This window comes from Citreimonas sp. (assembly GCF_042096055.1).
Classification (GTDB): Bacteria; Pseudomonadota; Alphaproteobacteria; order Rhodobacterales; family Rhodobacteraceae; genus Citreimonas.
Window position 1 is genome coordinate 6,771 of record NZ_JBELMH010000016.1, and the last position, 16,132, is coordinate 22,902.

At 68.7% G+C, this 16,132-nt stretch carries 18 protein-coding genes and 1 other RNA gene; 10 read left to right on the forward strand and 9 right to left on the reverse strand.

What is annotated here, in order from left to right; all coding sequences use genetic code 11:
* Positions 1-351: fatty acid desaturase (locus ACFDTC_RS05820; RefSeq protein ID WP_375257936.1), on the forward strand; the 351-nt coding region annotated here is incomplete at its 5' end.
* Between the two features lie 55 nt (positions 352-406).
* Complete coding sequence (locus ACFDTC_RS05825) at positions 407-802, forward strand: hypothetical protein (protein ID WP_375257937.1); 396 nt, start codon at positions 407-409, stop codon at positions 800-802.
* A gap of 7 nt (positions 803-809) precedes the next feature.
* Here ACFDTC_RS05825 and ACFDTC_RS05830 read toward each other — a convergent pair whose 3' ends face one another.
* On the reverse strand, positions 810-1,679 hold the full coding sequence (locus ACFDTC_RS05830) for a LysR family transcriptional regulator (RefSeq protein ID WP_375257938.1): 870 nt from the start codon (positions 1,677-1,679) through the stop codon (positions 810-812).
* 125 nt (positions 1,680-1,804) lie between these two features.
* Here ACFDTC_RS05830 and ACFDTC_RS05835 point away from each other — a divergent pair, with 125 nt between their 5' ends.
* Both ACFDTC_RS05835 and ACFDTC_RS05840 read left to right on the forward strand, forming a co-directional pair.
* A complete protein-coding gene (locus ACFDTC_RS05835) occupies positions 1,805-2,011 on the forward strand; it encodes a DUF1127 domain-containing protein (RefSeq protein ID WP_375257939.1) in 207 nt (68 codons plus the stop codon).
* A gap of 146 nt (positions 2,012-2,157) precedes the next feature.
* Entirely contained in the window at positions 2,158-2,943 is a 786-nt protein-coding gene (locus ACFDTC_RS05840) for a Bax inhibitor-1 family protein (protein WP_375257940.1), read from the forward strand.
* Between the two features lie 75 nt (positions 2,944-3,018).
* Here ACFDTC_RS05840 and ACFDTC_RS05845 read toward each other — a convergent pair whose 3' ends face one another.
* The 5 genes from ACFDTC_RS05845 to ACFDTC_RS05865 all read right to left on the reverse strand — a co-directional run bounded on the left by ACFDTC_RS05845 (position 3,019) and on the right by ACFDTC_RS05865 (position 6,120).
* Positions 3,019-3,522: a GNAT family N-acetyltransferase gene (locus tag ACFDTC_RS05845; protein ID WP_375257941.1), complete on the reverse strand. Its 504-nt coding sequence runs from the start codon at positions 3,520-3,522 to the stop codon at positions 3,019-3,021.
* A gap of 113 nt (positions 3,523-3,635) precedes the next feature.
* Positions 3,636-3,803, reverse strand: a complete 168-nt coding sequence (gene rpmG, locus ACFDTC_RS05850; protein WP_005856346.1) for a 50S ribosomal protein L33 — start codon at positions 3,801-3,803, stop codon at positions 3,636-3,638.
* A gap of 111 nt (positions 3,804-3,914) precedes the next feature.
* An RNA gene (gene rnpB / locus ACFDTC_RS05855) (RNase P RNA component class A) lies at positions 3,915-4,294 on the reverse strand.
* A 61-nt stretch (positions 4,295-4,355) separates the two neighbouring features.
* Entirely contained in the window at positions 4,356-5,333 is a 978-nt protein-coding gene (locus ACFDTC_RS05860; protein ID WP_375257942.1) for an ester cyclase, read from the reverse strand.
* 55 nt (positions 5,334-5,388) lie between these two features.
* Positions 5,389-6,120, reverse strand: a complete 732-nt coding sequence (locus ACFDTC_RS05865) for an alpha/beta hydrolase (protein WP_375257943.1) — start codon at positions 6,118-6,120, stop codon at positions 5,389-5,391.
* A gap of 177 nt (positions 6,121-6,297) precedes the next feature.
* Between ACFDTC_RS05865 and thrS the strand changes: the two genes are divergently transcribed.
* A complete protein-coding gene (gene thrS / locus ACFDTC_RS05870; RefSeq protein WP_375257944.1) occupies positions 6,298-8,295 on the forward strand; it encodes a threonine--tRNA ligase in 1,998 nt (665 codons plus the stop codon).
* Positions 8,296-8,415: 120 nt separating this feature from the next.
* Here the strand turns inward: thrS and ACFDTC_RS05875 are convergent, their stop codons facing one another.
* A complete protein-coding gene (locus ACFDTC_RS05875) occupies positions 8,416-8,733 on the reverse strand; it encodes an arsenate reductase family protein (protein ID WP_375257945.1) in 318 nt (105 codons plus the stop codon).
* 223 nt (positions 8,734-8,956) lie between these two features.
* On the opposite strand from ACFDTC_RS05875, the gene ACFDTC_RS05880 reads away from it, so the two are divergent.
* From ACFDTC_RS05880 to ACFDTC_RS05895, 4 genes are read left to right on the forward strand one after another with little or no spacing between them, the layout of a single operon-like run.
* Positions 8,957-9,577 (forward strand): CDP-alcohol phosphatidyltransferase family protein, encoded by a 621-nt coding sequence (locus ACFDTC_RS05880; RefSeq protein WP_375257946.1) that lies wholly within the window; start codon positions 8,957-8,959, stop codon positions 9,575-9,577.
* 25 nt (positions 9,578-9,602) lie between these two features.
* On the forward strand, positions 9,603-10,790 hold the full coding sequence (locus tag ACFDTC_RS05885) for an ABC transporter substrate-binding protein (RefSeq protein ID WP_375257947.1): 1,188 nt from the start codon (positions 9,603-9,605) through the stop codon (positions 10,788-10,790).
* A complete protein-coding gene (locus tag ACFDTC_RS05890) occupies positions 10,766-12,523 on the forward strand; it encodes an ABC transporter permease (protein ID WP_375257948.1) in 1,758 nt (585 codons plus the stop codon). The genes ACFDTC_RS05885 and ACFDTC_RS05890 overlap by 25 nt, the downstream gene beginning before the upstream one ends.
* A complete protein-coding gene (locus tag ACFDTC_RS05895) occupies positions 12,520-13,161 on the forward strand; it encodes an ATP-binding cassette domain-containing protein (RefSeq protein ID WP_375257949.1) in 642 nt (213 codons plus the stop codon). The genes ACFDTC_RS05890 and ACFDTC_RS05895 overlap by 4 nt, the downstream gene beginning before the upstream one ends.
* On the opposite strand, the gene ACFDTC_RS05900 is transcribed toward ACFDTC_RS05895, so the two are convergent.
* Positions 13,158-14,063, reverse strand: coding sequence for a LysR family transcriptional regulator (locus ACFDTC_RS05900; protein WP_375257950.1), 906 nt, complete (start codon positions 14,061-14,063; stop codon positions 13,158-13,160). The genes ACFDTC_RS05895 and ACFDTC_RS05900 overlap by 4 nt on opposite strands.
* 88 nt (positions 14,064-14,151) lie before the next feature.
* On the opposite strand from ACFDTC_RS05900, the gene metF reads away from it, so the two are divergent.
* Positions 14,152-15,018, forward strand: a complete 867-nt coding sequence (metF, locus tag ACFDTC_RS05905; protein WP_375257951.1) for a methylenetetrahydrofolate reductase [NAD(P)H] — start codon at positions 14,152-14,154, stop codon at positions 15,016-15,018.
* A 126-nt stretch (positions 15,019-15,144) separates the two neighbouring features.
* On the opposite strand, the gene bhcR is transcribed toward metF, so the two are convergent.
* On the reverse strand, positions 15,145-15,987 hold the full coding sequence (gene bhcR / locus ACFDTC_RS05910; protein WP_375257952.1) for an HTH-type transcriptional regulator BhcR: 843 nt from the start codon (positions 15,985-15,987) through the stop codon (positions 15,145-15,147).
* Positions 15,988-16,132 lie beyond the last annotated feature (145 nt).

The window sequence follows — 16,132 nt, forward strand, 5'->3', positions numbered from 1 at the left end:
TTGCTGCTGTCGGATTACGTTCAGCATTACGGGTTGCGCCGGCAGCGGCGCGCGGACGGGCGGCTGGAGCCGGTCGGCGCGCGGCACAGCTGGAACGCGCCGCACGGCTTTTCGTCGGCCATGATGCTGAACGCGCCGCGCCATTCCGATCACCACGCGCGTCCGGCCCGCGCCTATCCGGGGCTCGAGCTTGACCGCGAGGCGATGCCGATGCTGCCGCACTCGCTGCCGGTGATGGCGGTGATCGCGCTGCTGCCGCCGCTGTGGTTCGGGGTGATGGACCACCGCGCGCGGGTCTGGTCGGGCGGCGCGGAAACGGCGCCGCCGGTACCTGTGGAACAACGGCATTAACGAAGCGTTCACCATGTGCTTCCCCTGCCCAGGGGATTTTGCCAAGGTGGGCGGCATGAAACACGCGCTTTCCCTGATCCTGAGCCTCGCCGCCGCCCCGCTAATGGCGGCCGACGGGATGTCCGCCGCCGAGTTCGAGGCCTATGTCGAGGACAAGACGCTGTATTTTGGCCTGAGCGGCCAGCCCTACGGGGCCGAACGCTACCGCGACGACCGGCAGGTGACGTGGTCCTTCCTCGATGGCGAGTGCAAGGACGGCTACTGGTACGAGGACGCCGGGCAGATCTGTTTCGTCTACGAGGACCGGCCCGACCCGCAATGCTGGGCGTTCTACCGCGAGGGCGACGGCCTGCGCGCTGAGTTCGCCGGCGATCCGACGTCGACGGTGCTGTACGAGGCGAATCAGTCCGACGAGCCGATGCTGTGCTACGGTCCCGAAGTGGGCGTCTGAACCAGTTTCAGGCCGCCGCCGGGGTCGCCGACATCGCGGCAAAGCCTTGGCGCAGAGCCTCGGCCATGGCGTGCACGATCTCGGACTTGCCGGCGCCGCAATAGAGGTTGACGCGCTGCAGCCCCAGATCGGGCAGCCCGCTGCCTGCGTCGATATAGGCCAGCTGCGGCGGTGCGTGGCCTTCGAGGCTGGTGGTCACCGCGAGATCTGCGCTGACCGTCGCCTCGACCGTGCGGTCGTTGTCCGAATCGACCGCCATCTCCCAGTCGATCCCCTTGGCGTCCAGCCGCGTGAGCGCGCCGGGCCGGAACCCGCAATAGCGGCAGAAGGCCAGCCGCAGCGGCCGGCCCTTCCACGCCTGCCCGTCCGGCGCGCCGATCCAGCGCAGCGGCACGCGGGCCAGCGTCTCGGCGCCGGGGCCGTTCGTGTCCTCGGTGGTCAGGATCACGTCGGCCTCGCCGCGCGCGAACGTCTTCTTCAGCTCGTTGGTGTAGGAACTGACCAGTTGCACCTTCACGCGGGGATGCGTGCGTTCCATCTGCTGCAGCACGCGCGGAATCACCGGGTAGACGATGTCGACCGGCACGCCGAGCACGATCTCGCCTTCCCAAGTTTGGTGGGTGAGGCGTGCGTAAGCCTCGTCGTTCAACGCGATCATCTTGTGCGCGTAGCCGAGAAGCTGCGCGCCGGCGGGCGTCAGGCTGATGCCCCGCCCCGAGCGTTCCAGAAGCTCGAGCCCCAGCAATTCCTCGAGCCGCTTCAGCTGCATCGACACCGCCGATTGCGTCAAATTGAGGAAGCCGGCGGCGCGGGTCACGCCCCCGGCTTCGGCGACCGCCGCAAAAGAGCGCAGGGTGGTGATGTCGAGGTTCCGCATTGATCACGATCCGTGATGGGTGACGTCAATAACATTCGTTTCACAAATGGACCACGGATTGGCATCTGGATCAAGGATAGAAATGACCTCTACCGCTTGCATCACGAAAATTGAAGGATTGCATCATGATCCGCACTGTCGCACCGACCGCGTTCATCCCCGCCTACCGGCCTTCGGGCAATTTCGGCCTGACCGTCCTGCGCTGGATCGCCGTGTCGCGCCAGCGGCGCGACCTTGCCGGGCTCGATGCCCGGGCGCTGAACGACATCGGTATCACGCCGGGCGAAGCGCACCGCGAAGCGGCGCGCCCGTTCTGGGACCTCGACGACTGATCGGCCTTTTACGCGTCCCTTTCGTCGCACCCCGGTCCGTCATGCTTGAATTACAGCGTCCGACATCCAATATGTCGGACATCCACCGCGCACGCGCGCGGAGGCGCTGAAAAACAGGCGCAACAGGGTTCGACAAGGAGGCTTTGATGGCTGAATACGACACGATCCGCACGGCTGGCGTCTCTGGCGCACGCGCCGAGCGGATCGACGCGGGTCTTCGCTCGCACATGAACAAGGTCTACGGCACGATGTCCGTGGGCATGCTGATCACGGCGCTTGCCGCCTGGGCGATCGCCGGTCTCGCGACCACGACCGATCCGTCGCAGGCCGTCGGGCAACTGGTCAACGGCTCGATGCTGACCGGCCTCGGCGCCGCGATCTATACCAGCCCGCTGCGCTGGGTGATCATGCTCGCCCCGCTGGGCTTCATCTTCTTCGGTTGGACGGCGCTGATGCGCAAGAGTTCGGCCGCCGGCGTGCAACTGGGCTTCTTCGTCTTCGCTGCGCTGATCGGCCTTTCGCTGAGCTCGATCTTCATCGTGTTCACGTCGTTCTCGATCGTGCAGACCTTCCTGGTCACGGCGATCGCGTTCGCGGGTCTGTCGCTTTGGGGCTACACCACCAAGCGCGACATCTCGGGCTGGGGGTCGTTCCTGATCATGGGCGTGATCGGCCTGGTCATCGCGATGATCGTCAACATCTTCCTGCAATCGCCGGCGATGATGTTCGCGATCTCGGCGATCGGTGTGCTGATCTTCGCAGGTCTGACCGCATGGCACACGCAGGAGATCAAGAACACCTACGTGGCGCACGCGGCCCACGGCGATCAGGAATGGCTGGACAAGGCGGCCTATGACGGCGCGCTGAGCCTCTACATTAGCTTCCTGAACATGTTCCAGTTCCTCCTGATGTTCATGGGGCAGCAGGAATAGCGGCCAAGCCGACGCACCAGACAAACGAAGGGCCGGTCGAAAGACCGGCCCTTTTCGTTTGTTCAGGTGAATTTTCTAGAGGTCCGTCGCCATCGCCACGCAGGGAAAGGCAACGCCGCCGGGCAAATCGAGCACCGTTTCGGCCTGCGCGGTGAAGCCCATGGCGGTGTAGAACGGCACCGCGTTGCGGGTGCTCTGGCACAGCATGCGGATCACGGCGGCACGGCGGGCCTGGCGCATGACATGATCGACCAGCGCGCTGCCGATCCCCATGCGCATGTGCGCGGGCTCGACCGCCACGTGGCGCATGTGGCCCATGCCCCGCAACCCGCGGCGGCCGCCCGGCGGCTCGAACGACCAGCCGGCCGCGCCGACGATGCGATCGGAGCGTTCCGCAACGAAGAAGTAGCCCGAGCGGATCAGCGCCGGCTGCGCGTGCCCGATGACCGGCAGCGCCGAAATCACCGCCGAGGGCGGGTAATCCCCCTTCAGAAGCGTCATGAAGCTGCGCTGGAACAGCCCGTCCAGCGCGGCGGCGTCGGCGATCGTGGCGGTACGGATGGTCAGCGTCTGGGACATGCGCGGAGAGTAGCACGCCGTGCGCCACAAGAAAGGGCCGCGCGGTGCTTCCGGCGGCCCTTTCTTGCATTCGGGATAAGATCAACGGGCGCGGACGCGCCCGGCCGTGCGGCTTACTTGATCTTGCCTTCCTTGTACTCGACGTGCTTGCGCGCGACCGGGTCGAATTTCCGGATGGTCATCTTCTCGGTCATCGTACGCGCGTTCTTCTTGGTCACGTAGAAGTGGCCCGTGCCCGCGGTCGAGTTCAGGCGGATCTTGATGGTGGTCGGCTTTGCCATTGTCGCTCTCCGTCGAACGCGCAGAGGGCCTGCGCGTGGAATCCATTGAACCCCGCCTTCTACGGACAACGGGTGCCGAGTCAACCGGTATTCCACCGGGCCGGCGGTATCGTGCGTGGAAGACCTGTAAGCCGGATCCTGTCCAGGGCTTGCGCCCTTGGGCGACCATTCATCTGGGCCGCGCGTCGCCGCGCGGCTCTTGCTGCCAACCCGGATCACTGAGGCTGAAGCGGCCCTGCCTTGCGGCGCGCGATCCCTATGCGGCATTGCTCCCGGTGGGGCTTGCCATGCGGGTCCTGTCGCCAGGCCCCCGGTGGGCCCTTACCCCACCGTTTCACCCTTACCCGTCACGCGTGACGGGCGGTCTGTTTTCTGTGGCGCTTTCCGTCGGGTTGCCCCGCCCGGGCGTTACCCGGCACCGGCGCTTCATCGAGTCCGGACTTTCCTCCGACACGGGACGGGCCCGCGCCGGCGGCCGCCCGGCCTTCCACGCAAGGGGCCGATAGACCTCGCGGCGGGGCGCGGTCAATGCAAATCGGCCCGCGCGCCGCCTCAGCCGCGATGTGCGGCGATCTGCATCCGGATCGCGGTGTCGTCGTAAAGCGTGAATTCCCGGCGCAGGCCCCACGGGCCGAATTCGGCATGGCTGATGCCCATCACGTGCACCTCGGCGCCCGAGGGCGCGCCGAACGCTCCCCAGCCGTCGTGCCGGCCCTGCAGCGACCAGCGGATCGCGGCGCGCGGCGGCAGCAGCGGCTCTTCCATGCCGATGCGGTGGTGGATCGTGAACGTGGCCGACGGGAAGGACGCGCGCAGACCCAGCCAGAACGCCTCGGCCGCGTCCGGCGCGTGCGCCGTCGTGCCGCCGGGATAGGCCAGCGTGCAGGCGCGGTCGTACTGGTCGGGGATGGCCGAGTAGGCGCCCTGCATCACGTGGTCGAGAAGGTCGGAGAAGGCGGTGCCCCAGTGGTTGTCGTTGCCCTGCCCGGTATAGGGGCCGGGGTCGTCGATCGCCGGCCGGAAGGGCTGCGTCTCGGGGTCACGCGCATCCGCGCGGCGGGCCGCCCAGTCATCGGGGTCAAAGCTCAGCTGCGCGAGGATCGCGGCGGTGTCCGCAACCTGCCAGGCGTCGCTGATTCGGTTGTCCTTGGCATAGCTGTCGGTCAGCATGCGCCACGCCAGCAGCCGACCGGAGGGCGGGCCATACAGCCCCGCGCCCGCATGCCGCCCCTGCGCCAGAAGCCGCTGCGAGCCCAGCATCCCCACCTGCGGCGTGCCCGACCAGATCACGTCCTCGGACAGCAGGCGCATTCCCGGCAGCGCGGCCAGCACCGGCAGGATCGATCCTGCGACGCCGGTCTCGCCGTGCAGCAGGCCGCCGGCGTCGCGCAGCGTGACCTGGGGATGGTAAAGTTCCGCCAGCCTGCCGGCGAGGCGGCGCTCTTCCCAGATCTCGCGGCTGACCGCCATGAGATAATCCGGATAATCCTTGAACCTCGGATCGAAACCCTTCACCGCGTTTCCCTTCATGCGTGTCGCGGGCTTCTGTGACATCCCGGGCGGCGTCGGGCAATGGTCCAGACCGTCAGTCGCCGATCCCCGCGATCGCCTCTTCCACCAGTGCCAGACATTCGGGCGTCGAGAAGCGGTGATCGGCGCCCTTGACCAGGCTCAGCCGCACGTCGGCACCGTCGATGTGATCCAGCAGCGCCAGCGCCGTCTCGCGCTTCACCGCCTCGTCCTCGGTGCCCTGCAGCAGGCGTACCGGCCACGGCATCGGCAGCGGCTTGCGCAGCACAAGGTTTTCTCGCCCATCCTCGATCAGCTTGCGCGTGACGATGTAGGGATCCTCGTAGGCCGAGGGTTGCTCGATCCCGCCCTGCTCCATCACCGCGCGGCGTTCGGCGTCCGAGAAGCCGGCCCAGAACCCATCCTCGGTGAAGTCGGGGGCGGCGGCGATGCCGACGAAACCCGCCACGTTCAGCCGCTGCGAGAGGATGCAGGCGATCCAGCCGCCCATGGACGAGCCCACCAGGATCACCGGTCCGTCGGTCGCGTGGCCGATCACCGCCTCGGCGTCGGCGGCCCAGTCGCCGATGCAGCCGTCCTCGAACACACCGCCTGACTGGCCGTGCCCGGCATAGTCGAGCCGCAGGAAAGCGCGGCCCTGCGCCTTGGCCCAGGCCTCGAGATGCACCGCCTTGGTGCCCTCCATGTCCGAGCGATAGCCGGACAGGAAGACGATGCAGGGCCCCTGCCCCGGCGTGTGGACATAAGCGAGGCGGTCGCCGCGTGGCCCATGGATCGTGGATGGCATGCTGTCCCTTGCTGTCCCGGTGCCGGATGCGCGCCACCCTACAAGCCGCGGCCGCGATGCCAAGGGGGCCGTCGCCGCGCCGCGCTTGACAGGCCGACACAGGCCGGTCAAACCGCGCGGACACATAACCCGCAACCGGGCGTTCCGTGGGCGCCAAACCGACGAGGAGCAAGGCCGATGGCCCCTGATTCCGCTTCCCCCCAGATCACCGTAACCTTTCCCGACGGCAATGCGCGGCCGTTTCCGGCCGGCGTGACCCCCGCCGACATCGCGGCCGAGATTTCCAAGTCGCTGTCCAAGAAAGCCGTGTCCGCCATGGTCGACGGCGTGCACTGGGACCTGCAATGGCCCATCGACCGTGACGCCACCGTCGCGATCAACACGCTGTCCGACGAGGACGCGGCGCTGGAGCTGATCCGGCACGACCTGGCCCACGTCATGGCGCGCGCCGTGCAGGAGATCTGGCCCGACACCAAGGTCACGATCGGCCCCGTCACCGACAAGGGCTGGTTCTACGACTTCGACCGGGCCGAGCCGTTCACGCCCGAGGATCTCGGCAAGATCGAGGCGCGGATGAAGGAGATCATCGCCGCCCGCGATCCGGTGCGTACCGAGGTCTGGGACCGCGACCGCGCCATCGCCCACTACGAGAAGCTGGGCGAGCCCTACAAGATCGAGCTGATCGACCGCATTCCGGCCGAGGCGCCGATCCGCATGTACTGGCACGGCGATTGGCAGGACCTGTGCCGCGGCCCGCACCTGCAGCACACCGGCCAGCTTCCGGCCGATTCCTTCAAGCTGATGAGCGTGTCGGGCGCGCACTGGTTCGGGCAGACCGACCGGCCGATGCTGCAACGCATCACCGGCGTCGCCTTCCGCAACCGGCAGGAACTGAAGGACCACCTGAATTTCCTCGAGGAAGCCGCGAAGCGCGACCATCGCAAGCTGGGCCGCGAGATGGACCTGTTCCACATGCAGGAGGAAGCGCCCGGCCAGGTCTTCTGGCACCCGAACGGCTGGACGATCTACACGCAACTGCAGGACTACATGCGCCGCAAGCAGCGCGCCGGCGGCTATCGCGAGATCAACACGCCGCAGGTCGTCGACCGCAAGCTGTGGGAAGCCTCGGGTCACTGGGACAAGTACCAGCACCACATGTTCATCGTCGAGGTCGACGAAAGCCGCGACGGCGAGAACGACGACGCCAGCGCGAAAAGCAACGCCCACACGCGGATCAACGCGCTGAAGCCGATGAACTGCCCCTGCCACGTTCAGGTGTTCAACCAGGGCCTGAAATCCTATCGTGACCTGCCGCTGCGGCTGGCCGAATTCGGGTCCTGCGCGCGGTTCGAACCGTCGGGCGCGTTGCACGGCATCATGCGCGTGCGCGGCTTCACCCAGGACGACGCGCACATCTTCTGCACCGAGGACCAGATCCAGGAGGAGTGCGCCCGCTTCATCGACTTCCTCGCCGGCGTCTACCGCGAGCTCGGCTTCCCCGAGTTCGAGATCCGCTTCGCCACGCGCCCCGAAAAGCGTGTCGGTTCGGAAGAAAGCTGGGACTACGTCGAGAACGCGCTCGAGAACGCGATCAAGGCGGTGGGCCGCGACTACGTGCTCGAACCCGGCGATGGCGCCTTCTACGGGCCGAAGCTCGACTTCTACCTGACGGACGCGATCGGCCGGGTGTGGCAGTGCGGCACCTTCCAGGTGGACCCGAACCTGCCCGAGCGTCTGGGCGCGTCCTACGTGGCGCCGGACGGCGAGAAGAAGCGCCCGTTCATGCTGCACCGCGCCTGCCTGGGGTCGTTCGAGCGCTTCATCGGCATCCTGATCGAGGAGCATTCCGGCAAGCTGCCCTTCTGGCTGGCGCCGCGGCAGGTGGTCGTGGCCTCGATCACCTCGGATGCCGACGAATACGTGCAGGACGCGGTGGCGCAGCTGCAGAAGGCGGGCATCCGCGCCGAGGCCGACCTGCGCAACGAGAAGATCAACTACAAGGTGCGCGAGCATTCGGTCGGCAAGGTGCCGGTGATCCTGGCCGTTGGCCACCGCGAGGTCGAGGAGAAGACCGTCACCGTGCGCCGGCTGGGCGAGAAGCAGACCTCGGTCGTGCCGCTGGCGGACCTGGTCGCCGATCTGGCCAAGGACGCGACGGCGCCCGACCTGCGCTGAACATTTGGCGCCGCCGGACGGACGTTCGGCGGCGCACTTGCTCGCTGGCTAAAGGGGCTCTGCCCCCGCGCCTGCGGCGCTCCCCCGGGATATTTTCAGAGAGAAGAAAGCGCGGCGGGCCTAGACGACGCCCATCTCGGCCTGCGCCGCCTTGTCCCAGCCCAGCACCATCCGGCTGCCGTCGACGATCAACGGGCGTTTCATCAGCGTCGGGTGATCCTCGATCAGGTCCAGCGGCGGGCGCGCGCGCTCGGCCTCGGGCAGGCCGCGCCACGTGGTCGAGCGGGTGTTGAGCAGCCGGTCGCCGAAGCGGTCCTGCGCCGCGACCACGACGTCGCGCGGCACGCCGTCGCTGCGCACGTCGACGAAATCGGCGTCGGGAAGCGCCTTGCGCGCCTTGCGGCAGGTGTCGCAGCTGGCCAGTCCGTAAAGGATCATCGCATTCTCCCTCGTTTTTCCGCCGGGATACGCCGGCGGCGTGCGAAAGGCGAGACGGCGCGGCGCGTTGAAACGCGCGACACGCCGGCGTGAGCGTTGGCACCTTGTCTTTGCACGCCCGCTCTGGTTCCCCATACTGGCGCCGCCACGTCAGGAGACCCCGTGTGACCGCCCGTTCAAGGACCCTGCCACGCCCCGGCCCGTTTGCCGCCGGAGATGCCGCATGATCGACGCTGCGATCCTGCCATTGCAGCGCCGGGCCCTGCAGCCGGCGGCGGTGTGGCTGGCGGCGCGGGGTGTCTCGCCCGACAGAATCACGCTGGCGGGCTTCGCTCTGGGTCTGGCCGCAATTGTCGCGCTGGCATTCGGAGCGTTCGGGATCGCGCTGCTGCTGATCGCGCTGAACCGGTTGTGCGACGGGCTGGACGGCGCGGTGGCGCGGCTGACGACGCCAACCCGGCGCGGCGCGTTCCTCGACATCGCTTTGGACTTCGTCTTCTACGCGCTGGTGCCGCTGGGCTTCGCGCTGCACGCGCCCGAGACCAACGCCCTGCCTGCTGCAGCGCTGATCGCGGCCTTCGTCGGGACGGGGTCGTCCTTTCTGGCCTTCGCCGCCGTGGCGGCGCAGGCGTCCGAGGCGGGCCGGACCGCGCCGCGCTATCCGACCAAGGGTATCTACTACCTCGGCGGGCTGACCGAGGGCTTCGAGACGATCGCGGCTTTCGTGCTCATGTGCCTGTTTCCGGACGCTTTTCCCGTCATCGCGCTGGCCTTCGCCGCGGCTTGCGCCATATCCACCCTGTTGCGCTGGCGGCAGGGCTGGATCGCCTTCGCCCCCGACTGAACCATCTGACGCTAGGAGAGCCCGCATGCGCCTGACCCTGACCACCGCCCTTCTGACCGCCCTCGCCCTGCCGGCGGCCGCGCAGGACTGGCAAGAGATCCTGGACGAGGCGCGCGGGCAGACCGTCTACTGGAACGCCTGGGGCGGCGACGGGCGCACCAACGCCTTCATCGAGTGGGTCGGCGAACGGACCGAGGAACTGTATGGCGTGTCGGTCGAGCACGTGAAGCTGTCGGACACGGCCGAGGCGGTGACGCGGGTGGTGTCGGAGAAGGCCGCCGGAAGGGACGATGACGGCTCGGTCGACCTCATCTGGATCAACGGGCCGAACTTCCTGACCATGAAGGATCAGGATCTGCTCTACGGGCCGTTCGTGTCGGACCTGCCCAACAGCCAGTATGTCGACCTCTCCGCGGATGCGCCCGCCGCGGTCGACTTCACCGAGCCGGTCGAGGGCATGGAAAGCCCGTGGCGACTGGCCAAGTTCGTGTTCATCCACAATCAGGCTCGGGTAGACGCGCCGCCCGCCTCGATGGCGGCGATGGTCGACTGGGCCGAGGCCAATCCCGGCCGTCTGACGCATCCGGACCCGTCGAACTTCATGGGCGCCACGTTCCTCAAGCAGGCGCTGATCGAGCTTGCGCCGGACCGCTACGCGCTGCAGCAGCCGGTCACCGACGAGGCGTGGCAGGCGGCGGCGGAGCCGCTGTGGGCGTGGTACGACGCGCTGCGCCCGAACCTGTGGCGCGACGGCGAAAGCTTTCCGGAAAACGAATCCGTGCAGCACCAGTTGCTGAACGACGGCGAGGTTGACATCTCGATGGCGTTCGACCCGGCGGCCGCCGCGTCGCTGATCCAGCAGGGCCTGCTGCCCGAAACCGCGCGCGTCTTCGTCCCCGACGAGGGCAGCCTGGGCAATGTCAGCTTCGTCGCGATACCCTACAACGCCGCCCACGCCGAGGGCGCGATGGTGGTGGCGAACTTCCTGCTCGCGCCTGAAACGCAGGCGCACATGCAGAACATCGAGGTGCTGGGCTCATACTCGGTGCTCGACCCCGAGACGCTGGACGCCGAGGCGCAGACCGCCTTCGACGCGCTGCCGGACGCGCCGGCGCTTCCCGCGCTCGATGAACTGGGCGACACGCTGCTCGAGCCGCACGCCAGCTGGATGACCCGTCTGACCGAGGCGTGGACCGAACGCTACACGCGGTGACCCGCGCGGGCGACGACATGCGCAAGATGCCCCGCCCCGAGGGGCGCGCGCTCCGGGCCGGGGTGTTGGCGGCTGTGGCACTGGGCCTGCTGCTGCCGATCGCCGCGGGGCTGTCGGAGACGTTGCGCGCCGCCTTCGGCCATTTCCCGACAATCGGAGCGACGGGGCCGAGCCTTGCGCCCTTCGCGGACCTGCTGGACGAGCCTGGAATCGGCCGCGCCGTGCTGCTGAGCCTGGGGACCGGGGTGGCGGCGACGGCGCTGTCGCTGGTGTCGGCGCTGGGGCTTTGTGCGGTGGCATATCACCGCCTGTCGGGCGCAAGCGGCGCGCGGCTGCTGGCGCCGTTCCTGGCGGCCCCGCACGCGGCGCTGGCAATCGGGCTGGCCTTCACCATCGCTCCGTCCGGCTGGATCGCGCGGGCGTTGGCGCCGCTTCTGGGCTGGGACCGCCCGCCCGACCTGGCGCTGGTGGGCGATCCGTGGGGCCTGGCGCTGATCGCGGGCCTGATCGTGAAGGAGATGCCGTTCCTCGTGCTGATGCTGCTGTCGGCGCTGACGCAGATCCCGCTGCGCGAGGCGATGGCGACGGGCCGCTCGCTGGGCTACGGGCGCGGGCTCGTATGGATGAAGGTGATCGTGCCGCAGGTCTGGCCACTGATCCGCCTGCCGGTAATGGTCGTTCTGGCGTATTCGCTGTCGATCGTGGACATGGCGCTGATCCTCGGGCCGTCGAATCCGCCGACGCTGGCGGTGATGCTGACGCGCATGTTTTCGGACCCGGACATCTTCAGGCTGCTGCCGGCCTCGGCGGGCGCGCTGGTACAGCTGGGGCTGGTTGTCGGCAGCTTCGCCGCGCTGTTGCTGGCCGAACGCGGCGCCCGCGCGGTGGGCCTGTGGTGGATCCGCGCGGGCGGGCGCGGCAGCTCGGCCGAGCCGCTGCTGCGCGGGGCGGCGGCGGCAGGCGCGGCGCTGCTGACGCTGGGGGCGCTGGCCATGGCGTCGCTGGTGGTCTGGTCGGTCGCCTTCCGCTGGCCATGGCCCGCGCCGCTGCCCGAAAGCTGGTCGTGGCGCGCGTGGCAGATGGCCAGCGGCGGCTGGGACAGCGCGGTGTTCAACACGCTGACGCTCGCCGGTTTAACGACGGTCGCCTCGCTGGTGCTGGCGATCGCGTGGCTGGAAGGCGAGGACCGCGCGCGCCGGGGCCGCGCCGGCTGGGCCGAGGCGCTGATCTACCTGCCGCTGCTGCTGCCGCAGATCGGGTTCCTCTACGGGCTGAACGTGCTGTTCCTGCGGTTTGGGCTGGGCGCGGACCTGTTCGCGGTTGCCTGGGCGCAGGCGCTGTTCGTCTTCCCCTACGTGATGATCACGCTATCGGCCCCGTGGCGCGCGCTCGACTCGCGGCTGCCGCGCGCGGCGGCGTCGCTGGGCGCGGGGCCCTGGCGGCGGCTGGTCGCCGTGAAGCTGCCGGTCTTGCTGGCGCCCTTGCTGACGGCGGCCGCGGTGGGCGTGGCCGTGTCGGTCGCGCAGTACCTGCCCACGCTGTTCATGGGCGCAGGGCGTGTCGCCACTCTGACGACCGAGGCTGTGACGTTGTCGTCGGGGTCGGACCGGCGCATCGCGGCGGCCTATGCCAGCCTTCAGGCCGCCCTGCCCTTCGCGGCCTACATCGCGGCCTTCGCGATCCCTGGGCTGGCCTTCCGGAACCGCCGCGCGCTGCTGGGCGGTGCGGCATGACGCTGGAGATCGAGGCGCTGACCGTCTGCCCGCGCGGCCGCGCGGCGTTGTTCCCGCCGGTGTCGCTGTCCGTGGCGGGCGGAGAGATGGCGGCGGTGATGGGACCGTCGGGCGTGGGCAAATCCACGCTGCTCGACGCCGTGGCAGGGCACCTGGCGCACGGCTTCGCGATGCAGGGGCGCGTGGTGCTCGGCGGACGCGATGTGACCCACCTGCCACCCGAGGCGCGGCGCATCGGGCTGATGTTCCAGGACGCCGTCCTGTTCCCGCACCTGTCGGTCGGCGACAACCTCGCCTTCGGCCTGGCGCGCCGGGTGCGCGGGCGCACGGCGCGGCGAGCCGCGGTCGAGCGTGCGCTGGACCAGGCGGGCATGCCGGGCATGGCGGCGCGCGATCCGGCGACCCTGTCCGGCGGCCAGCGGGCGCGCGCCGCGCTGATGCGCACGCTTCTGGCCGAGCCGCTGGCGCTGCTGCTGGACGAGCCGTTCTCGAAGCTCGACGCGGGGCTGCGCGACGAGATGCGCGCCTTCACGCGCGATCACGTGGCGCGGCTGGGCATCCCCGCGCTGCTGGTGACGCACGACCCCGACGATGCGCGCATCGCCGGTGGGGCCGTGATCAGCCTGCGGGCCGCCTAGGCCGCCTGCAGGCGCCGCGCCTCGCGCCCGGCCAAGTCGATCAGGTCGCACATGTAAGGCTTGCCCAGATCGCCGGTCCGGGTCGCGGCATAAAGCCTGCGGGTCAGGCCCGTCTCGGTCAGCGGACGGGTCACGTAGTCCGAGCTGTATTTCACCTCGCGCACGACCCAGTCGGGCAGCACCGACACGCCGCGGTTCGACGCGACCAGCAGCAGGATCACGGCCGTCAGCTCGACCTGCCGGATCGCGGCGGGCTCGACCTTGGCCGGGGTGAGCAGCTGGCTGAAGATGTCCAGCCGGGACCGTTCCACCGGGTAGGTAATCAGCGTCTGGCCGCGGAAATCCTCGGCCTCGATGAACGGCTTTTCGGCCAGCGGATGCGTCGCGGCGGCGACGAAGACCGGGCTGTAGTCGAAGAGCGGCGTGAAGGTGGCGCCGCCCAACTCCTCGGGGTCGGAGGAGATCACCACGTCGACGTCCTCCTTCATCAGCGCGGGCAGCGCGTCGAAGGCAAGGCCGGGGCGGATGTCGACGTCGACGTCGGGCCAGGACTTGCGGAACGCCTCGAGCACCGGAAACAGCCATTCGAAACAGGCGTGGCACTCGATGGCGATGTGCAGGCGGCCGGACTTGCCGTCACGCAGGCCCGAGAACTCGGCCTGCAGCGCCTCGACCTGCGGCAGGACCTGTTCGGCCAGCCGCAGCAGCCGCATGCCGGCGGGCGAAAGGCGCATGGGTTTCGAGCGGCGGATGAACAGCTCGACCCCCGCCTGATCCTCGAGCCCCTTGATCTGGTGGCTTAGCGCGGACTGGGTGATGTTGAGCTGGTCGGCCGCGCGCGCGACGCCGCCCGCCTCGTGGATGGCCTTGATCGTGCGCAGGTGGCGAAACTCGATATGCATGTGCAGCTCATGTTGGTGATGAGATTTATGAGTTTGTCTCACATGCGCGGTCGTGCCACAAGTCGGGCAACGCAGACAGGAGCCGTACATGCCCCGCCCCGAGATTTCCTTCGAATTCTTCCCGCCCAAGAACATCGAGGCGACGTTCCGCCTGTGGGACACGGTCAACGTGCTGGCGCCGCTGAGCCCGCGCTTCGTGTCGGTGACCTACGGCGCGGGCGGCACCACCCGCGACCTCACGCGCGACGTGGTGGCGACGCTGACCAAGCATTCCGGCCTGCGCACCGCCGCGCACCTGACCTGCGTCGAGGCGACGAAGGACGAGACGCTGGAGATCGCGCGCGGCTTCAAGGCCGCGGGCGTGCGCGACATCGTGGCGCTGCGGGGCGATCCGCCGAAGGGCGCTGCCGGCTTCACGCAGCACCCGGGCGGCTTCGCCAACTCGGTCGAGTTGATCGAGGCGCTGTCGGCCGAGGGCAATTTCGACATCCGCGTCGGCGCCTATCCCGACAAGCACCCCGAGGCGGCCGACGCCCAGGCCGACATCGACTGGCTCAAGCGGAAGCTGGATGCCGGCGCCTCCGAGGCGATCACGCAGTTCTTCTTCGAGACCGAGACCTTCCTGCGCTTCCGCGACGCCTGCGTGAAGGCCGGCATCGACAAGCCGATCGTGCCGGGCATCTTCCCGGTCGAGAACTGGAAGGGTGCGCGCCGCTTCGCCGAAGGCTGCGGCACGAAGATTCCGGCCTGGGTCTGCGACGCCTTCGAGAAGGCAGGCCGCGACGGGCGGTCGGACCTGCTGGCGACGGCGCTGTGCACCGAAATGTGCTCGGACCTCATCGACGAGGGCGTGGACAAGCTGCATTTCTACACGCTCAACCGACCCGAACTGACGCGCGACGTGTGCCACGCGATCGGGGCCACCCCCGAGGCGCGGCTGGAAAAGGTCGCCTGACGCGCGTCCCTTCGGGTTTTCGACAAGCGGAGCGCGCCTTGCGGCTCGCTCTCTCATTTGCGGGGGCTGCGCCCCCGCACCCCCGGTTCGGGCCCTGCCCAGCGCGCAGCCGTATACCGGATAGGTTCAGACGGACGACACCCGCGTTGCTCCGAGACTGCGGCTGACAGACGCAGCGGCCTCGATCACCTTCGCCCCGATTGAAGGGATCGCGTCGTCGGGCAGGCGGTCGGCGGGACCCGAAATCGACAGGCCCGCCACCGCCTCGTCGTGCATGTCGAAGATCGGCGCGGCGATGCAGCGCATGCCGCGGGTCTTTTCCTGGTCATCGATCGCGTAGCCGCGGCGGCGGGTCTGGGCAAGGTCGGCGGCCAGCGCATCTGGCGCGGTCAGGGTGCGACCGGTGAAGCGTTCCAGCCCGTGCCTGGCGGCGATCCGCGCCGCGCGTTCGGGCGGCAGCTGGGCCAGCAGCGCCTTGCCGATTCCCGAGGCATGCATCGGCGACATGGTCCCCGGTGGAAAGAAGGCGCGGATGCTTTCGTGCGTCTCGACCTGGCTGACGAACAGCACATGCCCGTCGCGCGCGATGCCGAGGTTCGCGGTCTCGCCCGTGGCCTCCATCAGCGCGCGCAGCGCCGGGCGCGCGCGCTCAACCAGCGAGGTGCGGCGCAGGAAGCGTGAGCCGATGCGGAACGCGCTCGCGCCGATGTGCCAGGTCTGCGGCGCCGGGTCGAAATCGACCATGCCGCGCCCCTCGAGGGTCACGAGAATGCGGTAGAGCGAGGCCGGCGCATGGTCCGTCGCCTCGGCAAGGTCGGACAGGGTCGCGCCGCCCAGTTCCGACAGCCGTTCGAGCACCGCCATGGCGCGGTCGAGCGACTTTATGCGGTTCTGGTCCGTGGTGTCGGACCAGGATCGCGGCCGCCCACGCGCCCGCCTTTGCCCTGTTCCGTCCTGTGCCTCGGCCATTTCGACCCCGGAATGAAATGATTTTTCTCATCGTGGAAAATGCAAGCGTTTGAATCAAGGTAAAAACTTGGGCGGAAACCAGTCCGAAAAAAGATTTCAAAAAAATCGACTCAGGCACGCGCGCACGGGTAGCGTCCGTCAACCA

What these genes read in the sequence shown, in the direction of transcription:
- ACFDTC_RS05825 (WP_375257937.1), top strand. Translation starts at nt 407, where the DNA reads ATGAAACACGCGCTTTCCCTGATCCTGAGCCTCGCCGCCGCCCCGCTA.
- ACFDTC_RS05900 (WP_375257950.1), bottom strand. Translation starts at nt 14,063, where the DNA reads ATGCATATCGAGTTTCGCCACCTGCGCACGATCAAGGCCATCCACGAG.
- ACFDTC_RS05880 (WP_375257946.1), top strand. Translation starts at nt 8,957, where the DNA reads ATGATCGACGCTGCGATCCTGCCATTGCAGCGCCGGGCCCTGCAGCCG.
- rpmG (WP_005856346.1), bottom strand. Translation starts at nt 3,803, where the DNA reads ATGGCAAAGCCGACCACCATCAAGATCCGCCTGAACTCGACCGCGGGC.
- ACFDTC_RS05840 (WP_375257940.1), top strand. Translation starts at nt 2,158, where the DNA reads ATGGCTGAATACGACACGATCCGCACGGCTGGCGTCTCTGGCGCACGC.
- ACFDTC_RS05875 (WP_375257945.1), bottom strand. Translation starts at nt 8,733, where the DNA reads ATGATCCTTTACGGACTGGCCAGCTGCGACACCTGCCGCAAGGCGCGC.
- ACFDTC_RS05860 (WP_375257942.1), bottom strand. Translation starts at nt 5,333, where the DNA reads ATGAAGGGAAACGCGGTGAAGGGTTTCGATCCGAGGTTCAAGGATTAT.
- ACFDTC_RS05845 (WP_375257941.1), bottom strand. Translation starts at nt 3,522, where the DNA reads ATGTCCCAGACGCTGACCATCCGTACCGCCACGATCGCCGACGCCGCC.
- metF (WP_375257951.1), top strand. Translation starts at nt 14,152, where the DNA reads ATGCCCCGCCCCGAGATTTCCTTCGAATTCTTCCCGCCCAAGAACATC.
- ACFDTC_RS05865 (WP_375257943.1), bottom strand. Translation starts at nt 6,120, where the DNA reads ATGCCATCCACGATCCATGGGCCACGCGGCGACCGCCTCGCTTATGTC.
- ACFDTC_RS05895 (WP_375257949.1), top strand. Translation starts at nt 12,520, where the DNA reads ATGACGCTGGAGATCGAGGCGCTGACCGTCTGCCCGCGCGGCCGCGCG.
- ACFDTC_RS05830 (WP_375257938.1), bottom strand. Translation starts at nt 1,679, where the DNA reads ATGCGGAACCTCGACATCACCACCCTGCGCTCTTTTGCGGCGGTCGCC.
- ACFDTC_RS05835 (WP_375257939.1), top strand. Translation starts at nt 1,805, where the DNA reads ATGATCCGCACTGTCGCACCGACCGCGTTCATCCCCGCCTACCGGCCT.
- bhcR (WP_375257952.1), bottom strand. Translation starts at nt 15,987, where the DNA reads ATGGCCGAGGCACAGGACGGAACAGGGCAAAGGCGGGCGCGTGGGCGG.
- thrS (WP_375257944.1), top strand. Translation starts at nt 6,298, where the DNA reads ATGGCCCCTGATTCCGCTTCCCCCCAGATCACCGTAACCTTTCCCGAC.
- ACFDTC_RS05885 (WP_375257947.1), top strand. Translation starts at nt 9,603, where the DNA reads ATGCGCCTGACCCTGACCACCGCCCTTCTGACCGCCCTCGCCCTGCCG.